The 20,656-nt window shown below is 53.1% G+C and carries 13 protein-coding genes and 1 pseudogene; 7 read left to right on the forward strand and 7 right to left on the reverse strand.

What is annotated here, in order from left to right; genetic code table 11:
- Positions 1–10: 10 nt before the first annotated feature.
- From IPM28_05585 to IPM28_05605, 5 genes are all read right to left on the reverse strand, one after another.
- Entirely contained in the window at positions 11–376 is a 366-nt protein-coding gene (locus IPM28_05585) for a hypothetical protein (protein ID MBK9172461.1), read from the reverse strand.
- Positions 377–405: 29 nt separating this feature from the next.
- Positions 406–4,503: an SBBP repeat-containing protein gene (locus IPM28_05590; protein ID MBK9172462.1), complete on the reverse strand. Its 4,098-nt coding sequence runs from the start codon at positions 4,501–4,503 to the stop codon at positions 406–408.
- 284 nt (positions 4,504–4,787) lie between these two features.
- Positions 4,788–5,333, reverse strand: a complete 546-nt coding sequence (locus tag IPM28_05595; GenBank protein ID MBK9172463.1) for a hypothetical protein — start codon at positions 5,331–5,333, stop codon at positions 4,788–4,790.
- A 68-nt stretch (positions 5,334–5,401) separates the two neighbouring features.
- Positions 5,402–6,649: a hypothetical protein gene (locus IPM28_05600; protein MBK9172464.1), complete on the reverse strand. Its 1,248-nt coding sequence runs from the start codon at positions 6,647–6,649 to the stop codon at positions 5,402–5,404.
- A gap of 56 nt (positions 6,650–6,705) precedes the next feature.
- A complete protein-coding gene (locus tag IPM28_05605) occupies positions 6,706–7,149 on the reverse strand; it encodes a hypothetical protein (protein ID MBK9172465.1) in 444 nt (147 codons plus the stop codon).
- Between the two features lie 112 nt (positions 7,150–7,261).
- Here IPM28_05605 and IPM28_05610 point away from each other — a divergent pair, with 112 nt between their 5' ends.
- Entirely contained in the window at positions 7,262–9,424 is a 2,163-nt protein-coding gene (locus tag IPM28_05610) for a PD40 domain-containing protein (protein ID MBK9172466.1), read from the forward strand.
- A 12-nt stretch (positions 9,425–9,436) separates the two neighbouring features.
- Here IPM28_05610 and IPM28_05615 read toward each other — a convergent pair whose 3' ends face one another.
- Positions 9,437–12,253 carry a PBP1A family penicillin-binding protein gene (locus IPM28_05615; protein MBK9172467.1) on the reverse strand — a complete coding sequence of 939 codons (2,817 nt, stop codon included), beginning with the start codon at positions 12,251–12,253 and terminating at the stop codon, positions 9,437–9,439.
- A gap of 100 nt (positions 12,254–12,353) precedes the next feature.
- Between IPM28_05615 and IPM28_05620 the strand changes: the two genes are divergently transcribed.
- Genes IPM28_05620 through IPM28_05630 form a run of 3 tightly spaced genes read left to right on the forward strand, consistent with a single transcriptional unit; the run spans position 12,354 to position 14,832 of the window.
- On the forward strand, positions 12,354–13,202 hold the full coding sequence (locus tag IPM28_05620; protein MBK9172468.1) for an NAD(P)-dependent oxidoreductase: 849 nt from the start codon (positions 12,354–12,356) through the stop codon (positions 13,200–13,202).
- Positions 13,203–13,238: 36 nt separating this feature from the next.
- On the forward strand, positions 13,239–14,294 hold the full coding sequence (gene waaF / locus IPM28_05625; GenBank protein MBK9172469.1) for a lipopolysaccharide heptosyltransferase II: 1,056 nt from the start codon (positions 13,239–13,241) through the stop codon (positions 14,292–14,294).
- Between the two features lie 4 nt (positions 14,295–14,298).
- Positions 14,299–14,832, forward strand: coding sequence for an HAD family hydrolase (locus IPM28_05630; GenBank protein ID MBK9172470.1), 534 nt, complete (start codon positions 14,299–14,301; stop codon positions 14,830–14,832).
- A gap of 13 nt (positions 14,833–14,845) precedes the next feature.
- On the opposite strand, the gene IPM28_05635 is transcribed toward IPM28_05630, so the two are convergent.
- Positions 14,846–16,333 carry a CHASE3 domain-containing protein gene (locus IPM28_05635; GenBank protein ID MBK9172471.1) on the reverse strand — a complete coding sequence of 496 codons (1,488 nt, stop codon included), beginning with the start codon at positions 16,331–16,333 and terminating at the stop codon, positions 14,846–14,848.
- A gap of 271 nt (positions 16,334–16,604) precedes the next feature.
- On the opposite strand from IPM28_05635, the gene IPM28_05640 reads away from it, so the two are divergent.
- The 3 genes and pseudogenes from IPM28_05640 (at position 16,605) to IPM28_05650 (ending at position 20,294) form a co-directional block, all read left to right on the forward strand.
- Positions 16,605–18,368 (forward strand): PAS domain S-box protein, encoded by a 1,764-nt coding sequence (locus IPM28_05640; protein ID MBK9172472.1) that lies wholly within the window; start codon positions 16,605–16,607, stop codon positions 18,366–18,368.
- A gap of 94 nt (positions 18,369–18,462) precedes the next feature.
- Positions 18,463–19,857, forward strand: coding sequence for a sigma-54-dependent Fis family transcriptional regulator (locus tag IPM28_05645; GenBank protein ID MBK9172473.1), 1,395 nt, complete (start codon positions 18,463–18,465; stop codon positions 19,855–19,857).
- Positions 19,858–20,210: 353 nt separating this feature from the next.
- Positions 20,211–20,294 (forward strand): annotated as a pseudogene (locus tag IPM28_05650) (prepilin-type N-terminal cleavage/methylation domain-containing protein).
- Positions 20,295–20,656: the final 362 nt, after the last annotated feature.

The raw sequence follows: 20,656 nt of genomic DNA on the forward strand, positions 1-20,656 counted from the left end.
CTTCACTGAATCATTGCTTGGTGATGACGACTCCGGTGTTGTTAAAGTCATAAAATTCCAGGTTGAGTTTCTCGGTGCCTTTGCTCATATCGACATAGTAGCGGTCGCCCGATTGGTCAAATTTTCCTAACTGCCAGCCTTGAGATTTAAGTGCCTCGGTGTAATTTTTCGTGACTGATTTCTTGTCTTCCTTATGAACTGCGCGAAACTCGTTCGACTCACTTTTCCAAACAATGGCGTTGTCCTTCACCGGCAAGTTCATCGCCGACCACGGTGCGGTCATCGGCACTGCTGTCACTTCGGGCTTCCATCCGCAGTTGATCATCAATAAGGCAAGCAGAGCAATTCCAACTTTTGTAATTAGTAACTTTCTCATTTGTTTTCTCCTTGTTAATTCCTATTCCGTCAGTTTTTTTCCGGGAAAAAATCAAAGTCTGTTAATTCGTCTGTCGGGGTTACCGTTCGAGGTGTAAATGTGTATCGCTTGGATGTGACAGACGCAACATACGTTTCGCCGGCCGCAACCTCGTCAAACCGGAAATAGCCGAATGAACTGGTGAGGGCATATCTGACATTGCCGTGAGAATCGGTGATAGAGACGCTCGCATTTCGAAGTCCAAATCCATCCGGCGAGAAAACCCTTCCGGAAACAGCGACATTGGCCGCGGTCGGGGCAAATCCGCATGCCGAATAGATCACATCGTTGTAGTCGTCAGCAAAATACAGACACTTTCCGGGCAGTCCGTCACGCCTAGCCCCGAAATCCAGATCGGTCACACCTCGTGCGTTGAAGTTATCCATTCCATCAGTATAGTTATTGCCGATCCCGCTGATGAAGATGCTCGATACGGACGATGAATTGCCGTCGGCGGCCGTCGCGAGGATCACGCTTGAGCCCGCCGCGCAGTTCCCGCCGGACGAGAAGACATCGCCGGTCAACGGATTGACCGCGCCGTTTGAGACAATGTAACTGGAACCGAGCGTGCGCATGTTCGATCCAGTCAGATAACTAAAATTGAACGTCGTTCCGTCTATGTGTCCCGTCGTGTCGATCTCAAACTCACGGGGCGTTCGCCCTGCTGGTGCGTCGGAATATACGACATAATCGCCGTCCGGCTGGATACCGAATCGGTCACCAAAATTCGATGCCGAATCGTCCGGAAAACTGCCGAGGAATGTTGCACCGGTTCCTGCTGCCACACGGTAAAAGCTATTTGGTGCACCATAGCGCATGACAATGAGATTACCGCTTGCATCTGCCTCTAGCCCGTATCGTTCGGTGTCAAACCCGACATCCGAATTGAAAACCATCGCCGGTCCGCCCGCCGGATTGATACCGTAGACTCTGCGGTCGGTGCCAATTGTGTAGAGCAAACCGTCGGTTGAATTCAGCTCGAGGTTAACAAGCGAACGGTGTGGGATCTGGTAATTCCCGAGCAGGTTCGTATTTCCGTTCGGAAGTATCCTGAAAAGGTCGAAGCTCGATTGAACGGGCTGTGTGCCGCAGTTGTTTGTTAGTCCCGCGGGCGGCTCGATGAAGTTATTGTCGGTAGCAACGAACACCGTGCCGTCGGTGTTAGATGCGGCAATCCCAACAATATGCCTGTTTTTTAGCGAGCCGGGAATACTGACGATACCGAGCGTATAGCCGCCCGATTGTATCTGCGGCTCGCCGTTATCGTCGATGTTCAAAGTCGCCGCACTTGTACCGAGCGTGGCTCCGCCGGTCGGGTTACTGAGCGTGAGATTTAGTGCCTCGATGCCTTCGGTCAACAGGTCGTCCCTGACAAATACGCTAAACGTCCTCTCGGTCACGCCCGGGGCGAATGTCAGTGTGCCGCTCGCCGCGACATAATCGGGTCCTGCGTTCGCGGTTGCATCTGATGTAGCGTAGTTTACAGTGACCGTAGAAGTGATCGTTCCTGAATCTCGCCAAACACGAACGACCGTTGCTCCGCCCGACTCATTGGCCGAAAAGCTGTTTGCAGCGAACGACAGATTGCTGCCGCTTCCCCCGCCGCCCGGTGCACCGCCGGCAACAAAGATCAGATTGCGGTTGTCGTTTAGGATCGGAAGGTTAAACAGCGATGGATTGAAAACGGTTCCCGCCCGCGAAGCGGATACGGTGTAGTATCGATTGGGCAAAGCATCGAGAAAAATGAAATTTCCAGCAGCGTCCGTCAGTTTCGTCTCAGAACTCGAACCGCTCAATGCGATAGTCGCTCCGGATACTGCGGAACCTGAAACATCAACCGTACGTCCGGTGATAGCGTAGTTTCCGAATTTGGCCACAAAGGCATCGTTACTGCCCGCCCATTCGGTTTGAAAAGCATTCGCAGTAGCCGGAAACGCCTGGCTTCCTGTGAATCCGGTCACATATACATTGTTTGCCGGATCGAGAGCGATGCCATAAGCAATATCCCAAAGAGCTCCGCCGAGAAAGGTGGAATAGCTCAAGCCGCTTGCAGCGGGATTCAGTTTCGTGACGATCGCATCTACTTGTCCGTTTGCCGTAGAGTCGTAGGCGTTGGATGTCGTTGGAAAACTAGAATCTGTCGAGCCGGCAATAAAGGCCGCTCCGGTATTGTCTACAGTGATATCATTGACCCTTTCAGTCCCGGCATCGCCCAAATACGTCGAGTACAACAGTGAATTACCGGTAGCGTCGATCTTCGAAACAAAAATATCGAGGTTGCTGCTGCCACCGTAAGTTTGATCGTAAGCGTTGCTTGTAATCGGAAAGTCCAAACTGCCAGTATCCCCCGCTACGTAAATATTTCCGATCTGATCGAGGGAGACGGCGTTGCCGCTTTCGTTGCCTGTACCGCCGAGAAAGGTTGAAAAAACCAGTCCGCTTCCTAGAGAGTTTATTTTCGTTACGTATGCATCGGTCGAGCCGCCGAAGGTCGTGTCAAAAGCTCCTGCGGTTGTTGGAAATGCCCCGTTTCCGCCTCCGTCAGGCCCGCTTTGAGTAAGGCCGGTAACAACAGCGTTCCCTGCATTATCGATGGCGATCCCGTAGCTGAACTCTGAAGCCTGGCCGCCTAACAAGGTCGAAAACGCCAACGCCGTGCCGCTGGGATTCAGCTTCGTCACAAAGCCGTCATATGTACCGCCGTTTGGGATTGTATCGTATGCTCCCGCGGTCGTCGGAAATGGAGTATTTGTATAGCCCGTAATGTACGCATTTCCAGTAAGATCAATTGCGATATCGGAACCGAATTCGTAGTTGGTGTCGCCAACATATGTCGAGTAGAGCAGCTGATTGCCGCTCGCATTCAGTTTAGTAACAATGACATCGAATTGGCCGCTTGACCATGTAGTGTCGTATGCCCCAGCGGTGGTAGGATAATTTGGGCTGCGGGAAAGCCCGGTCAGAAAAACACTTCCGGCCGTGTCGATTGCCAGAGCATTCCCTTCATCGGTGTCGTTTCCGCCGATGTAGGTCGAATAAACGAGACTGCCGCCGTCGGCGGCCATTTTGGACACAAAAATGTCCTTACTGCCATTGTGCGTCGTATCGAAGGCACCGCTCGTCGTTGGGAATATGTCGGACTCGGTCGTCCCGACGACAAATGTATTACCCGCCGCGTCGGCCTTGATGTCGTTGCCGATATCATTACCGCCGCCGCCGAGGAAACTCGAAAACGCAAGATTATTAAGTGCGGGGTCGATCACGAGCGGTTTTGAGCGGTCGTATTCGCCGAGGCGGAAACGGACGCTTGTTCGTCCGGTTAACTCGTAGTTGCTGACGATGGCGTGCTTGGCGCCGTTTATTTGCTGATAGCTGAACGGGCTCGATTGCTTGATCGTTCCGGCGGCGGTATTTATCAGCAGTTCGCCGCTTTCGGCGTCAATATTGATCGACTCGGCTCCGGCATAATCCAGTTCGATCTGCGACGGGTCTCCGTTTGGCCCGACGATAAGATCGTATTGGTTGTTGTTTTCACTGTTGCCGTAAAACTCGAGATCGATATCTCTATAGACATCCTCATAACGAACCCGCGAATATGCCGGCACGTCCGTCAGCCAACGCGACGGATCGTTCCCGCGAAAATAGTTCGCCCGCGTCGCAACCTCTCCGTCGCCCGAGATCTCTGCCGTCGGATCTGCACCAACGAACTGCAATCGAAGAGCGAACGCAAGATGTTGAGATCCTGGAACATCATGCCGCAACGTCGCCATCTCGTCTGGCGACATCCTCTCCCGGCCCCCACTTCTCCAATTTTCCCCAGCGTCTGCAGGCATTGGAACAACATATACAGCCTCGGTCGCCGCAAGAAACATCGTGTGTTTCGCACCACGCGAGATAAACTTAACTCGCTCGTCCACCTGCCCGCGGTTCTGCTCAAAGTAGATCTTAGTTCTCAATTCACGATTCGCGGTCGGACCTGGTGCTGACAGTAAGGCCGGCCGGTTGGTTAGAACAAAGGTTGAGAGAACGCCCACACCAACTAGCAGGGCAATTGAGGTTCGAAACACGACTTTGTGTAAATTGGTCATTGCGATTCTCCTATATGATGGCAGCAGTTGATCATTGATCGCCCTTGCGAGATCTGCGTGCGATCGACATGTCGTCCTCAAGAAAGCCCGTTTCGATCAAATCGGCCGTGATCTCTGCAGACTCCGCTTTGTCGGCGTCGCCGAATCGAAGGTTAAGGATAAACATCATGTCTCCGCCCTATTGGATTACCGATGAGTATCCGGTTTCCGTTGTACCTTTTGGCAAGATCCGCGCACTCCTAACTCGGCACAACAGAAGGCCGTCGCACTCTTTCAAAATCTGATCACAATCGGTCATCGAACCCGATCTCTTGTCGAAGCTGGGTTTCCTTGAACTGAACTCCGGGCTGCATATTCGCGACGACTTTGTGGAATATATGTCCCATTTCGGCAATGATCGAGCCGACCGCATCAGCCGGCGGCGGGAGTTTTTCTACAAGTTTGCCGAGACTCGTCATAGCCGCTCCCCACGCCCTCGCTGCTTGTACCGGATCGGGATCTGGCCCGATGCTTTGAATTTGCCTGATCGCCTTGATCAAAGAACTGGCATCGCGATAAACACTTGCGTATGTATCCAGTTTTGAGATCCCGTCCTTGATCTGACCGATCTTTCCGCGCAGTTCCTCGATTTTGGAGTAGTGATCGGTAAACTCCGTTACGGATTCGACCACCTGAAATGCGGTATCCAGATTGTCGAGCTCTTCTTGCAGGGTCTCCAGAGTCTTCTGTGCGTCGGCGCTGACCGGACCACAGACCGCATGTCCAAACAATTTTGGATTCTGGCAAAGTAAGGGCCATATTGATCTTGTTATCGGGCTCTCATTCGACATTGTTTTTCTCCCTTTGGCTAGCCTGAGACGCTCGGCGGTCTTGTTTTCTCCGGTTTTGGGAGTATTAACTACGGCACTAGGAACCCTTTCATAAGATTTCCGTAGAATGCCTCTGTTTTCCAGGCAGCGGTGTTCCATTTTTCGGAATTGCCGATTATCGTGACCGGAATGAGCACCTTGTGATAGGTGAGATAGCCGGGCTTTTGATATCCGCCATCGACGACCTTGCCGTCTGCACCAACGGTGAATTTCGCCTCACGCACAGGAACACCGTTGTGAAATACCTTGACCGTGTATTCGCCCGGATTTTTGTCGATGAAAAAGCTCTTCGGCATGTTGTCGCGGTGATAGCTTCCGCCGTTATCGACGTTGATCTCTCGGTCGCTTTTGTCGCTCCACTGAAACTCCCAACGCCGCCAGTGATGCAGGTCGGGCGAATTCACGGCAAACTCGCTCGCCCGGTCCTCACGTTCGTTTGGTTTAGTGGTCGCGATCTGCTGTCCCTTGTAGAACAAACGCCCTTCTAGTCCGTGATCGGTCGAGCCCAGCGATTTCTTGAACCACATTCCTACCTGAACAGGAAAATTGAAGCCAAGATCTTGGCCGCTGAAATTGCTGAAATGAAAAGACACATCGCCGATCGGCATCAGCCAATCGTGATCGACGAAATATTCATTCCTCGTCTCGCGACTGAATTGGATCGGAAATTTCCCAACTTTGAACTTGCCTTGAAATACCACTTCGCCCGTGGCGCTGTTCGTGATCTTTATGCCAAAAAGGCCGGTCGCAATACTCGCTTTCGTATCGCGCATTTTGTATGTCACATCTCGGCTGCTCTTTGACATGACCGTTCGGTCAGCCGCGGGACGCCCAAGTTCCAACGGCTCGCTGAACCATAATGTGCCATCCGGATTGAAGTACTCAGCAACAAAAGGGAGTTCCGCTTTCCAGTCATAGAAGACCGTGAAACGAACGGTCGGCACCCAGCTTGACTGTTTTTGGTTTGGGGTCTTCCAGTACGAGGCATGAGTAAACGCCTGAATATAGATGGAATCGTGTACGAGCAGGATTTTCTCGGTCGGCCTGACAAAGTCGTATTGGCTTTTTCGGCTAGGTTCGGAATAAGTAGAGCTCTTTGAAGCAGATGGCGATGTGGAAGGATTGCCGTCCGGCTTACTACTCTCCGTTCCTGTTTGTTCTGGCTTCGGTTTTTCTAACTTTGGTATCTTTGGGATCTTTGCTGGGAACTGGGCGGTTATCGATAGGGCTGCGACCGCAACGATCGACATCAAAGCTAGTGTTTTGGCTGATCTCATTCTTTCTCCTTTACACGGTCTAATCGATTGTCAACGCCGCGACCGTTCTTATTCGGCTAATTCATGCTGTTTACGATCACGATCGGGCCCGCATTAGATTTTCGAAGCCGATCGATCAGTTTTTCGAGTAGGTCGTGATCTATCCAACCTTTGGTTGCAACTATTACCTCCCTGGTTTCGACCCTGGACAATGCGCGGTCACCGAATATAAGTCTGAGTTCATTTGTGACCGAGTTTGGATCGTTAATGTTGCCGACTTCGATCCTATTCAGTGTCAATCGACCAGATTCGTCGATCTCGACGATCAACCTGAGAGGGTCTGCCGATACCGAGCCCGAGTTTGCCCCGAATACTTTCGACCTCTCGACGAATTTCACGCTCGGGGCATTTTCGGCGCCCGAACAGGCCACGATACTTAATATCGCCACTTCAGAGGCTATGATCGTTTTGACGAACCGGTATTTCTCGCGGAATCCGATTAACAATTGGTCGGATGGCATAATGTGTTACCATTCAGGGCAATCCCTGATTCGCACTCAATGTACGTTCGCTGCTCGAATCAAGTCTTGTGAACTTGCTTAGAGTTTGATTAGAAAGCGATTTGAGACTTGTATGTCGCACATAACAAAGGGCTTCGAGTTCGGCGAGTTTTACCTTGATACCGTCGAGCGTATGTTGATGCGCAACGGAAAACCTGTTTCCATCACACCAAAGTCGTATCAACTGCTTGCGTTCCTACTTGAGAATGCAGGCACGACGCTCGAAAAAGACACCATAATGGAGGCTGTCTGGCGCGATAGTTTTGTCGAAGACGGCAATCTTTCTTTTACTATTCGTCTGATCCGGATCGCGCTCGACGATGATGCCCGCGAACCGAGATACATCGAGACAATTTCCCGTCGGGGATATCGCTTTATTGCTGCTGTCACAGTAATTGAAACCGAACCGTTGACCAAAGAACCCGACGATGCATCGGCAGAATTGGCCGAAACCGGTAAATCTGAGCTCAAACCGCGAACGCTTTCGTTCCCGGTCATCGTCTTCCGGTCAGTTTTGCTTTTGATCGTTATTGCCGCTTTGCTCGGGATCTGGTACGCGAACGAAAGATCCGCTCAAGTCGACGCATTTCCGCAAAATGATCGATTTGGGTGGTCTGCCATCTCAACAAATGGAACGACCAGCCATGTATTGCTGTCCCCGGACGGAAAGAATGTGATCTATGTCAACGGCAGCGGCGGCAGGCAGAGCATCTGGTTGAGGCAACTCGGTTCTGAAAACAACGTCGAGATTATTCCGCCGTCAGAGTATCGATACGGTGGACTGGCATTTTCGCCTGACGGGAATTTCATATATTTCACCAGATTTCCATTGTCCGATGGACCGCAGCTCGATATTTACCGAGTGTCGATCTTTGGCGGCATTCCAAAGAAAATAGTGGAGGGAACACAAGGCTGGATAAGCGTTTCACCTAAAGGCGACACGATATCTTTCGTTAGGTGCCTTTACGAGGACTCGAACTATTGCGCGATCTGGGTCGCAGACAGTGAAGGCAATGATCAGCGGATGCTGACATCGCGGCCACGGCCGATCAGGATAAGTGACAACGCTATTTCACCGGACGGCGAAAAGGTGGTTTTCGCAGCCGGGCAATCCAATACAAACTCGAATGATTTTGGCCTCGTTGAGGTAGACATCCGAACTGGAACCGAACGGATCGCAACCGAAGAGAAGTTCTTTAATATCCGCAAGGTCGTCTGGCTTGCCGGCCAGAACGGATATCTGATCTCGGCTTCACGCGTACCCGTAACGAACTTTCGCATATGGCGTATCGACAATTCGACGGGCGACGTCCAGCCGATGACCGACATTAGAGAGAACTTTTCGTCAGTGAGCGTCGATAGATCGGGTAACGCGATCGCAGCCACCCAAACAAAGTACGATTTTCAGATCAGGCTCTTCGACCCTTCCAAAACCGACATCGGTCCGAAGGTACTGGCCGACGCCACCTCGATGGCGATCGCGAACAATGGGACGATCTACTTTTCGTCCGGAATGAGCGGGAACAACGAGATTTGGACGATCCAGCCTGACGGCACTGCATTGAAGCAACTGACCAGCGACAAAGCAGATGATTTTCGGCCGATCGTCAGCCATAACGGCCGCACTGTCTACTTTTCTTCAAATCGTTCGGGCGAATCGCACGTATGGCGAATCAACTCCGACGGAAGCGGCCTGGTCAAGATCACCGACAACGAAAGCGGGTTCCCCGTTTTTGCGTCGGACGACGGCGAATGGGTCTATTTTCACCATGGCCGCACGCGCTCTCTCTGGCGTGCGCACGTCGCCGGCATTAAAGAGGAACCCGTGATCGATGTACGTTCGGGACGCTTCACCATTTCACCTGATGGCAGATTTGCCGCGTTCCCGGTCACCGATGCCGCCGACCGGTCTCTTAATATTGTCGAGCTTGCGACCAAAAAGCCGATTCGCAGATTCGCCCTGACGTCTGACGAAAGCAGGGTTTCCGACCTCGATTGGGATCCCGATGGTAAGAGCCTCATCTACATTCTGACAAATTCGCTGAGCGGTCAGAGCGTGGTGTGGCGTCAACCGGTCGCCGGCGGAGAGCCTGAACAGGTCCGCGATCTCGGGACAGACGAGATCGGCGAATCATCGGGCCTAGTGTACGCACCGAACGGGAGTTTCTTCTGCATCATACAGGGAAGATGGAAGCACGACGCCGTTGTCTCGCTCGGCCTTGATCCGAAGCCCTGAGATCGCCATCAGCTATTTGTGGAACGCACAAAACTCGTTTGGCTCAGAACCTGCGCGAAAACTTCGGGATTCGCGGGCTGGACATCTCGAGGTCGCACGCATCCCGGTGACGGGACAGACGGTTACGCTTACGCTTGCCAGCCCGTTTGACGGCGCGACTCGGGCCTTTGACGGATCGTCAGCCGGCTCGGCCTTATCCTGCCACGTTCCGGTCAATGGCGTAGGTGTCGGTGCGCTGTTCCCTTCCGGGCCGAGCTCAGGTTCGATATCTTCGATTTCCAAGAGCTTGCGGCCTGGGATCGTTCCGCTTATAAATAATTCGAGCCTTCGGAATTCGGCCGGCACATCGGTCACAAATATCTCTATTTTCTCAGGTTCGGTTTCGACCGCCCATGCCGGATCATCTTCGACGGAATTTGCATTCTTTGGTGTCTGGGTCGGTGTAGGCGTAGGCGTGACAGAAGCGGCCTCAAGCCCGTCCAGTTCGCGAATGAGTGTGCCATCGCGAATGTCGATCTCGGCTTTGCGCACACCAGGCGGCATGACCCAATCGCCGTTCCATTCGGGATGTATCTCGAGGGCGGCTTTCATAAAATCGGCCCAGATCGGCATCGCCGAATCAGACCCTTTCATCCCCAGGTCGTCATTATTGTCAAAGCCAACGTAAACGACTGTCACAAGTTCCGGTGTAAAGCCGGCGAACCAACCATCACGCGAGGTGCCGGTCTTCCCGGCGATCGCGGCTTTGCCCGGAGTGTTTCGCATTCCCCAACCTTGCACTTGAGCCGCAGTGCCGCGATTAACGACATCCTTCATGATGTCGTTCATTATGTAGGCAACATCCGGTCGTATTACGCTCTTTTTGTCTACCGGCGGAGCAACGCGGGTCGAACCGTCACCTGATGCGATCTTCGTGATCGGCATCGGCACGACCGCTTCTCCCAGATTTGCGAACATCGTATACGCAGCTGCGACCTGCAGCGGGGTCGCTTCCGCGGTTCCCAAAGCCATCGACGGATAGGCCCGCTCGACCTTGGGCATACCGGCGCGCGCGGCCAGATTCATGATTCGGCCGATGTTCACCTGCATTCCGATGTCTACGGTCACCGTATTCTTGCTTTTGACCAGCGCGTCGCGCAGCGTGATGTCCTGATTTGAAAAATAGTCACCGTAGTTGTTGGGAGCGTATGTATCCTGGTTGAAAGTGAATATCTTCTTTTCGTCCTTTATCACCGTTGCGGCGGTAAAAACCCGCGACGCAGGCTCATATGCGGAATTGATGGCCGCGGCATAAACGAAGGGCTTAAAAACCGATCCGGGCTGCCGCAATGCGCTGGTTGCACGATTGAACTGATTCTGAAGATAGTCGCGCCCGCCGACCATTGCGACGATCTCTCCAGTTTTTGGTCGGATCGATACCAACGCAGCATTGAGATTTCCCGGCTCCTTTTTCCTGAAGAGCTTTTCAAGCTTATCGAGACGCGATGCGACGATCTCATAGGCGATCCGCTGCAGGTCGGGGTCGATCGAGGTATAGACACGCAGATGCTGCAACGCCTCAGGGTCGCTGATGAGTTTCGGAAGTTCATCGATCACGTGCTGAGAAAAGTAGGGCATGCCCTGCAGGTCCTTGCGGCTGGAGATCTGTTTCAATTCGAGTTTTGTCGCCCGCGCTGTCGAAAATTGCTGTTCGCTTATTTCGCCGGCTTCCAACATAGACTGAAGAACCTGATTCCGGCGTTCCTCTACCCGTTCGACATTTTTGTACGGATTATATCTGTTCGGGCTTCGCAGGATACCGGCGATAAATGCAGCCTCAGGTAGCGTCAATTGCGAGACGTCCTTACCAAAATAGGCATCGGCTGCTTCTCCCACGCCATATATCGAAACCCCCGTCTGCTGGCCGAGGTAGATCTGGTTCGCATAAAGTGTAAAGATCTCCTCCTTGGTTAGCCGGGTTTCGAGTATCACCGACATAAAGGCCTCGGTGACCTTGCGTTCGATCGTCTGTTCGTTGCTTAGAAGAAGATTTTTGACAAGTTGCTGGGTTATCGACGATCCACCCTGGTTCGCGATCGGCGAATCGGTGTCTCCTTCATATCGCCGCCAAAGCGCGCGAGCGATACCTCGAAAATTCACGCCGTAATGATCAAAAAAGGCTCGATCCTCGGTGACCGTTATCGCCTTGATAAGATGCGCCGGGAGATCGGCAAATTTAACGGTTCGGCGTCGGCCGTCGCCTTCGGCAGCGATAGTGCTAAGCATTTTCGGCTCGAGGCGGACCGATCTCTGTTCAACGCCCGCACCTAGTTCAACGATCTTCGCAACGGATCTGCCATCTTTTGCGAATGTGACGGACACGCTAGGAAATGCCTTTTCACCGTCGATCACTGCGATCGTTCCCGGTTCGATCAGGACATTGCCATTATCGATCGAATACCGGCTACGCGATGGATCGGCTCGGTTATGCTTTTCGATGTATCCAGCCGATCGCAGATAATCGGTCAATTGCTGCGGCGTCAGCATTTCGCCGTTTCTGAGTAATTTCGGCGCTGAATAGATACCTGCGGTCGGCGTGAAGACGTCTCCGCCGAGCAATCGCTGATCGATCCGGTCGGAAAACAAGAACCAAAAATAGGTCAGGGTCAGGAAGATCCCGAGGGCCAGAAAAGCTGCGATCGATAACGTCCATCGGTTGAAAATGCGGCCCAGGAGGCGACGATACCATGATCGTGGCGGCGCTTTATAGGCAGTCACGCGATTTGCTTTGATCCAGCCGCGAGGCGGTCGCTTTGATCGCGTTGTCCTTTTGTAAAACGGGTCCTGCATTTCAGATGGGCCTGAGAAGAGTTAGTGCGGTTTCGGATTTAGGCGGTTGCCCTGTAAAATTCTAAAGGTTTAACAGTAGCGTGTCTAGCAATTTTACCGAATGAAGATCCTCGTAACCGGCGGCAGCGGCTATCTCGGCACCCATATAAAGCGATATTTCGAGGCCGACGACCTCTCGCGTCGCTCAGATCTTGACGTGTTGAACCTGCAGGACGTACATATCGCTTCGGAATACGATGTGGTCATCCACCTCGCCGCCCATCTGGATAAATCGCCCGAAGCTGCAGAAGAGGTATTTTTGACAAATGTCGAAGGAACGATAAATCTGCTTCGGGTTATGAAGAAAGATTCGGTCTTCATATTTGCCTCGACGAAAGACGTCTACGGCAGGTTTGCGGACAAGTATCGCGAGGTTCCGGAAACGTGCGAGACGCTGTACGCCGGACAAACGGCTCTCGAATGGTCGAAGCTGATCGCCGAGAGGTACGTCGAGTTCTTCGCACATCAAAATAATTTTCGCTCCTGTATATTTCGTCTGTCGACGATATATGCGCCGCCGTCCGAAGGCAATAATCCGGGTTTTCCTGGATCATTCGCCGATAAGATCAACCGTGGAATACCGATCCGTCTTCCCGGCGGCGGTTCGCCTGTCCGGGATCTGCTGCACGTCGATGATCTCGCTGCAGCGTGCCGAGCGTTCACCGAGTCGGTCATCCGCCACGGACTGTACAACCTCGGCGGCGGCCGGGCGAACGCATTGTCGCTCACCGAACTCGTCCGCAAACTCGAAGGACAGTCGGGTTTACAAGCCATTGTGGATCAAGCGAATCCTCTGCCTGTGCCGGCTCCTGTAAATTATGTCTCTGACATCGGTCGTGTTACACAGGAACTGGATTGGAAACCCTCGATCTCTCTCGACGACGGCCTGCGAACGTTATTTGGTCCGTGAAAGTGCAGGTCAGGGACTCGACCAAGGATGTATTGAATGAAGATCCTCGTCCGCGGAACAAATTGGATCGGCGATGCGGTAATGTCGATCGGCGCACTGCGTGAATTGCGGCGGTTGTTCCCGGAGGCACATATCGCCCTGCATACTCGTCCTTGGGCCGAAGGGATATTCCGCGATGCCCGGTTTCTTGATGAACTGATAACGTTCGATGACGGGGATTCGGATTTCCGATCGATGTTCCGTCAGGCAAAGATGTTGCGGAGCCGCGGATTTGACCTTGCAGTCATCCTCCCCAACTCATATCGGTCGGCGGCGATTGTCAAACTAGCAAGGATCCCGCGGCGATTTGGATATTCGCGCGAAGGTCGTCGGTTTCTTATGACCGATCCGATCGGTGTCCCTGAATGGAAAGATTCGCGCCATGAGGTTTTTTACTACCTCGAGATCGTTCGCGAGGTCGAATGGCGGATGCTCGGCACTCAGACGGTCGACGATTCGAAAGCAGCCGTCAAACTCGAAGTCTCCGACGCGCGGGTCGCCGCGGCCCGCGACATCTTAAAGTTCCACGGCATCGATGGTCAGCGGCCTTTGATTGCCATCGGGCCGGGTTCGGCGAATTCGAGAGCGAAACGATGGCCGTCTGCTAACTTCGGCCGATTTATCGATCATGTCGGCCGGGAGCTTGGCTCCGACATCGTCTTGCTTGGGTCCAAAAGTGAAGAGATCGTAGGAGCAGCTGTGTCCGCGGCTGCGCGTACTGCTCCTGTCTCGCTGATCGGAAAGACCGACCTTGCCGACGTGACCGCGATACTCTCGCTGGCGGACGCTTTCGTCGCCAACGACATGGGCCTCGCGCACATTGCGGCCGCCGTAGGTACAAGAACGATCGTTATCTTCGGGCCAACAAATCATGAAACGACGCGGCCATTCTCACCGGAATCAGTTGTCGTCCGGGAACCTGTGGAATGTTCACCGTGTATGCTTCGGGATTGTCCGATCGATCATCGATGTATGACACGGATCGCGCCGGAACGAGTTTTTACCGCTTTGTGCGATCTGCTCGGCCGGGCCGAAGCGGCAGATGTTGATTGAAACTATGAAATCGAGAAAGCAGAAGGCCGTTTTTTTGGATCGCGACGGGACGCTCGTGGAAGAGGTGAATTTCTTGTCGCGCGTCGAGGATCTGCGGATCTTTCCGTTTTCGAAAATTGCGCTGACCCGCCTTAAAGAAGCGGGTTTTTCGCTCATCGTCGTCACAAATCAGTCAGGCATCGGGCGGGGTATCTATACTGAAGAAGCGATGCATGAGATTCACCGGGTCATGCAGGCAGATCTTTCGAGCATCATCGATGAGTTTCATTTCTGTCCACATTTGCCGGATGAGGGATGTTTTTGCCGTAAGCCTTCGACCGGGATGATCGAGTCGGCTTTGGCGGGAAGGGCGATCGATCTTGAAAATTCGTGGATGATAGGCGACAAGCGATTGGATGTCGAGACGGGGAAGAACGCCGGGCTTAAGACAGCATTGGTCAAGACCGGTTACGGGTTGAGTTCGCTCGATGATCCGTCCGTCGAACCCGATATCGTGGCCGACGATCTTCTCGATGCCGTCGAACAGATCCTGGGCTAGCCCGGCCATCGAGCTATTTGATTATGACCGGCAAGCTCACCATGAATGTAGCTCCTTCGTTTTCGCCGTCGCTTGATGCCCGGGCGGTGCCGCCATGGAGCTCCACCAGATTTCGAACGATCGCAAGCCCGAGCCCGAGCCCGCTTTTGTTCGAATCCGTTCCGACGTCCTGACGAAATCGCTCGAATACCATCGGCAAGAAAGCCTGGCTGATCCCGACGCCGGTGTCTTTGACGGTCACGTCCACCTTATCGCCGCCTCGCGAGACGGTTACGTCGACCATGCCATTTTCCGAGGAGAACTTTATCGCGTTTGTCAGAAGGTTCGAGAAGACCTGTCCGAGACGGTTTGCATCCCCGAGAACCTCAACGTCAAGGCAATCGGGCTCGACCGTACAATTTATCGAAATATTCTTTTCAGTCGAATCCGGCCGAACGATCTCGATCGCGTCTCGGACCGCGTCGGCGATCTTTATCGGCCTGAGGTCAAGTTCGAGCTTGCCTGAGATTATCCGAGCAACATCCAGCAGATCCTCGATCAGCCGATTCTGCGTTTCCGAGTTTTTTATTATCGTCCGAACGGCCTTTACCGACTGCTCTTCGCTTAGCGTACCGTTTTTCATAAGCCTAGCCCACCCGAGGATCGAGTTGAGCGGCGTCCGGAGTTCGTGCGACACGGTCGCCATAAATTCGTCTCTGAGCCGATTGGCTATCTCGGCCTCGCGCCTTGCCGCCTGTTCATTCATTAAAAGGCTTTCGCGCTCAGCCGCAACGGCCTGAAGGCTTGCGTTCGCCGTGCTCAGTTCGACCGTCCGTTCGGCAATTCGCGATTCGAGTTCTTTATTCGATTCGATCAACGCTCTCTCGGCCGCTGACCGCCGCTTTCCTTCGCGCCAAACCAGAAAGTTCGCCGCTACGAGGGCAAGTACTCCGGCAACTGTCGCAATTATCAGGATCCGGATCGCCCAATTCAGGTTCTGGCTGAACCGGTTGTTTCGGGCCTGCAGGACGAATGCCTCGGCCGATTTCATACGTTCGATCGACGCCCGCGCCTGATCTGCCGCGGCTTTTGTTTCCTGCATCGACAGTTCGTTGAGGCCGGCGTCGAAACCACCCTGTTTTCTGCGCTCGATCTTTTGAAACGCTACGTCCCAGAAGCGGCCTAATGAGGACTCGAGATTGGCGAGCTCCTCGAGTTGGGCCCGCGACGCTGAGACCAAAGCTCGTATTTCACTCAGGTTCGCAAATACGGCCGTTTTGCTTCGCTCAAATTGTTCGAGATAGGTCGTATTTCCCGTGATGATGAAGCCGCGCATTTCGGCCTCGGCGTCAAGCGTCAGCGTCATCGTATTTTCGAGCTTAAGGGTCACGTCCTGTGCGTGTTTTTCCCAAGCAATTGCTTCTTGCAGCGAAACGGTGCTCTGATAGAAGAGAAGTCCGATGACGGCGAGCATCAGAAACACAAAGGTCAGGATCAACGGGAGTTTTCTCTCGGAGGTCATTTGCATGATCGTTTACGCGGGATCTTCCGTTTACAAGATACGATCTTTTCGATCGAAGCCGATGTCGTTTGAAATGACACTATGATATGGCAGCCACTTAATGATACCTTATCTGAAGTAAAGGGCCGGCCATTGGTCAGCTCCCGACCTTGGGGCAATTGCCATTTCAAAAGTTCAACGCCGGCCATTGCCTGTTCGTTGACAACCGCACTTTAATACAATTGGGTTTTTCGTCGCTTGCCGGTAACCGGCCAAAGCGGTAGTGCCAACAATGCTCAGTCTAGACGAAAACGGTCCGCCCGCCAATTTCCAACAGATCCGAAATATTCAGACCCTGATCATCGGACGCCTGATCGCGATATTCCTCCTTTTGATCACCAGCTGGGCCTGGTACGGCGGAACCGTCAGCGTCGCATTTGCCGATTTTCCGCGCGGCCCTTTTTACGTCTTTATCGTTTCGCTTAGCCTAACGGCGGCATATTTCCTTTTTCTTCATACGGGCAAATGGCTGTCGTTTCAGGTGCGAATGCAGTTCATTGTCGACGCGATTCTGATCACATGGCTTGTCCGTTTGACAGGCGACATATCGTCGCCCTATATCACGCTTTATATTGTTCTGATAAGCGTGTCCAGTTTGTTTCTCAACCCCCGTTCGACACTCGGGATGGCGTTTATCTCGGTCGTCGTATTCACCTTGCTTCCGGTCCTTTCGGCTTTTGGCCTGATCGAATCGAGCGGCCCTGAGCAGAGCATTGCAAAGACCGCACAGATAGTTAGCTTTCACGTGGTCGCATTTCTTGTTGTCGGATTATTGGCAGCGCGGCTCTCCGACCGACGATCGTCTGGCGAACAATTGAAAGAGACTGCCAAGAGCCTTGCAAATCTGCGGGCTTTGCACGAGCGGATAATCGAATCTATCCGATCCGGGCTCATTACGACCGATCTTGAAGGCAACGTTTATACGGTCAATGCCGCTGCGACCGAGATCACGGGCTATCGAGCCGAAGACCTCGTCGGACGTTCGATCTTCCCGGTGTTTGGCGATCTTAACGAATCGATAAAGATCTCTGTTGCGGCCGACGCGATGGGCGAACAGCAGCCCCGGTTCGAGGCCGATCTGGTCACCCCTGAAGGCTTCGCGGTCAGGATCGGGTACGGTATCGCCCAATTGTACTCCGAAGAGAACGAGGCGAGCGGGCTCATCATCACTTTTCAGGATCTTACCGAAATACGCTCGATGGAGGAAAGCGTGCGTCGTAAAGACAGGCTCGCGGCGGTCGGGCGCGTCGGTGCCGGCCTTGCCCACGAGATCAGAAATCCTCTCGGAGCGATGCGTGGTGCGATACAGGTTTTGGAGTCGAATACGCCGCCAGATTCGGTGCAGGCTGATCTGATGGGCATAATCCTTCGCGAATCGGACCGGCTGAACAGCATAATCACAAACTTTTTGAACTACGCTCGCCCCAAGGCCGGCAATTATTCGGAGACGGATGTCTGCGAAGCGATCCGAGACACCATCAAATTGCTCCGCCACAGTCCGGACGTGAGTGAGAAACATCTTCTAAAGATCGAAGTGCCTGAATCGGCTGTGACGATCTCAGCCGATGTCACGCAGCTCAAACAGATATTCTGGAACCTCGCCCGAAATGCGATAAACGCGATGCCGAATGGTGGTTCGCTGACCGTCAAACTTGCTGCAGTACCGAACAATCGCGTGAGAATATTCTTTAAAGATACTGGGGCCGGCATGTCGCCCGAACAGGTCGAGCAGCTTTTCGAACCGTTTTCGAATTCGACAACCGGGGGCACTGGACTCGGCCTTTCGATCGTTTACCAGATAATCCGAGACCACAATGGTACGATCAATGTTCGCAGTGCCGAAGGCGAAGGGACGGTCATTACCGTCGAATTGCCGGTTGACAATGTCCGTCCCGCGGAACGAGTCAGCGATAACGGGATCCACGACTCTGAAGCACCGAGCAGGCTGAAGGACTATTTGAATGTTAAGGAAGATGAATCCGAAGTTTCTTCTTGAACTCGATGGTGGTTTTTTGTGAAAATAGAACGTGCGGTATCTGCCGCCCGGTTTCTTCCTGCTTCCCTTCTTTGCCTTTTGCGCCATTTCAATAATGTCAAACATACTGATCGTTGACGACGAACAAAGTTACAGACAGCTTTTGAGCCTCGTATTCGAAGGTGACGGCCATGTCGTTCGAACCGCGAACAACGGCCGCGAGGCAGTCGAGGTCCTGCGAAACGAACCGGCCGATCTCATCATTTCGGATGTCAAGATGCCTGACATGGACGGCATCGAAATGCTCAGGGTCGTACGAGAAACGATGCCGGATGTTGGCGTTGTCTTCATGACCGCGTTCGCCTCGGTCGAAACGGCCCGCGAGGCCTTTAAGCTCGGGGCCGACGATTTTGTAACGAAACCCTTTGACGTCGAAGAGCTGAAACTGATCGTCAAAAAAACCCTTGAAAAACAGGCCTTGATCGACGAGAACCGGGCGTTCAAGCGGGCTCAGCGTGAACGCGGCAGCATCAAGAACATCGTCGGCAATTCGCAGAAGATGCAAGCCATCTTTCAGATGATCGAGACGGTCGCCGAAGTTCAGTCAACAGTTTTGATCTGCGGCGAAAGCGGCACGGGTAAGGAACTGGTCGCCCGAGCGATACATGACCTAAGCCCGCGGGCGGAACGTCCGTTCGTCTCGATCAATTGCGGTGCATTCACCGAGACCCTTCTCGAATCGGAACTCTTCGGTTACATCAAGGGATCGTTTACCGGCGCCAACAGTAACCGCAAGGGCTTGTTCGAGGCAGCGAACAAAGGAACCATTTTCCTCGACGAGATCGGCGAAATGTCGCCTGCTATGCAGGTAAAACTGCTCAGGGTTTTGCAGGAGAGAAAAGTTCGTCCGGTCGGCGCGCACGAAGAAATATCGATCGACGCACGCGTCATCGCCGCGACAAATCGCGATCTGAAACAAATGTGTGCTGACGGAACGTTTCGAGAGGACCTGTTTTACCGCGTTTCGGTCATCCCGATCAATATTCCGCCGCTCCGCGAACGAAGCGAGGATATTCCAGAGCTTGTCGATCATTTCATCGGCAAATTTTGCGAACAAGCCGGACGAGATCTGTCGATCGCTCCGAAATCGATGCAAATGCTTGAAAAATATGTATGGGGCGGAAATGTCCGCGAACTCGAGCACACTATCGAACGGGCAGTCGCACTCGAACGCGGCGATTGCATCCAGCCGGAACGATTGCCGGACCATATCACAAATTACAACCCTGAGCGGATCAAGGCCGAATTTGACCTGCCCGATGACGGCCTGAATTTAACTGCACACCTCGAAAATTTGGAAAAGACCTATGTTATCGAGGCTCTGCGGAAGACCTCAGGAAATCAGACCCGTGCGGCCGACCTGCTGCAGATGCAGGTTCGATCGCTGCGTCATTTGCTTGATAAACACAACATCCGCAATCTTTCGGCCCAGATGCGAAACGGAGACTAAGCCGTTCAGATCCGATCCTTGGTCTCGGGTCTGTTCGTTCACGTAATTCCGCCCCGAACCGCCTCATAAACTCTCTAGCCCGTCCGCCTAACCGTCTTTTCTGAATAACCACGTCACCATGACACTTTTTGTCATCGGCCCGTTACCAAAAACTGTTAGAAAAAAGGCATTTTATTCGACGTTTTTCCGACTCCCGATCGGCAAGAAAATCTCCTAACTAATGTAATATCAGTATTTACGGTTGTGTATACCTGGTATTCAATGTTGTGGCACGCTTCTTGTATCTAGGTATCTCGCCTGGGAAAGGTAGATAAGGACTTGAATCAAAAACTTTAGGAGATTGTGAATTAGAAATGAAAAATCAGAAAGGTTTCTCGCTTATAGAACTCTTGATCGTTGTGGTCATCATCGGTATCATCGCTGCGATCGCTATCCCGAACCTCCTTGCGGCACGCCGCTCGGCTAACGAAGGTTCAGCAATTTCGGCTCTGCGTACGCTTCATGGTGCACAGATGACGTACGGTGCAACTTCTGGTGCTGGTCAGTATGCCGGTGCTCTTGCTAACGATGCTACCGGTTTGGCAGCACTCAACACCGCCGGCCTCGTTGATGGTCAGCTCGGTGCTGGTCTGAAGAGCGGTTACACGTATGTTGGCGGCCGCGTTGCCGGTACCGCTGCTGCTCCTGCACAGTTCTGGTTCTCGACTGTTCCGCAGACGACGACCGGTGTAACACAGACTGGTACACGCCGTTTCGGTATCGCTACTGACGGTGTTATCGTTTTCGACGCGACAGCCGC

The organism is Chloracidobacterium sp., assembly GCA_016716305.1.
GTDB lineage: Bacteria > Acidobacteriota > Blastocatellia > Pyrinomonadales > Pyrinomonadaceae > OLB17.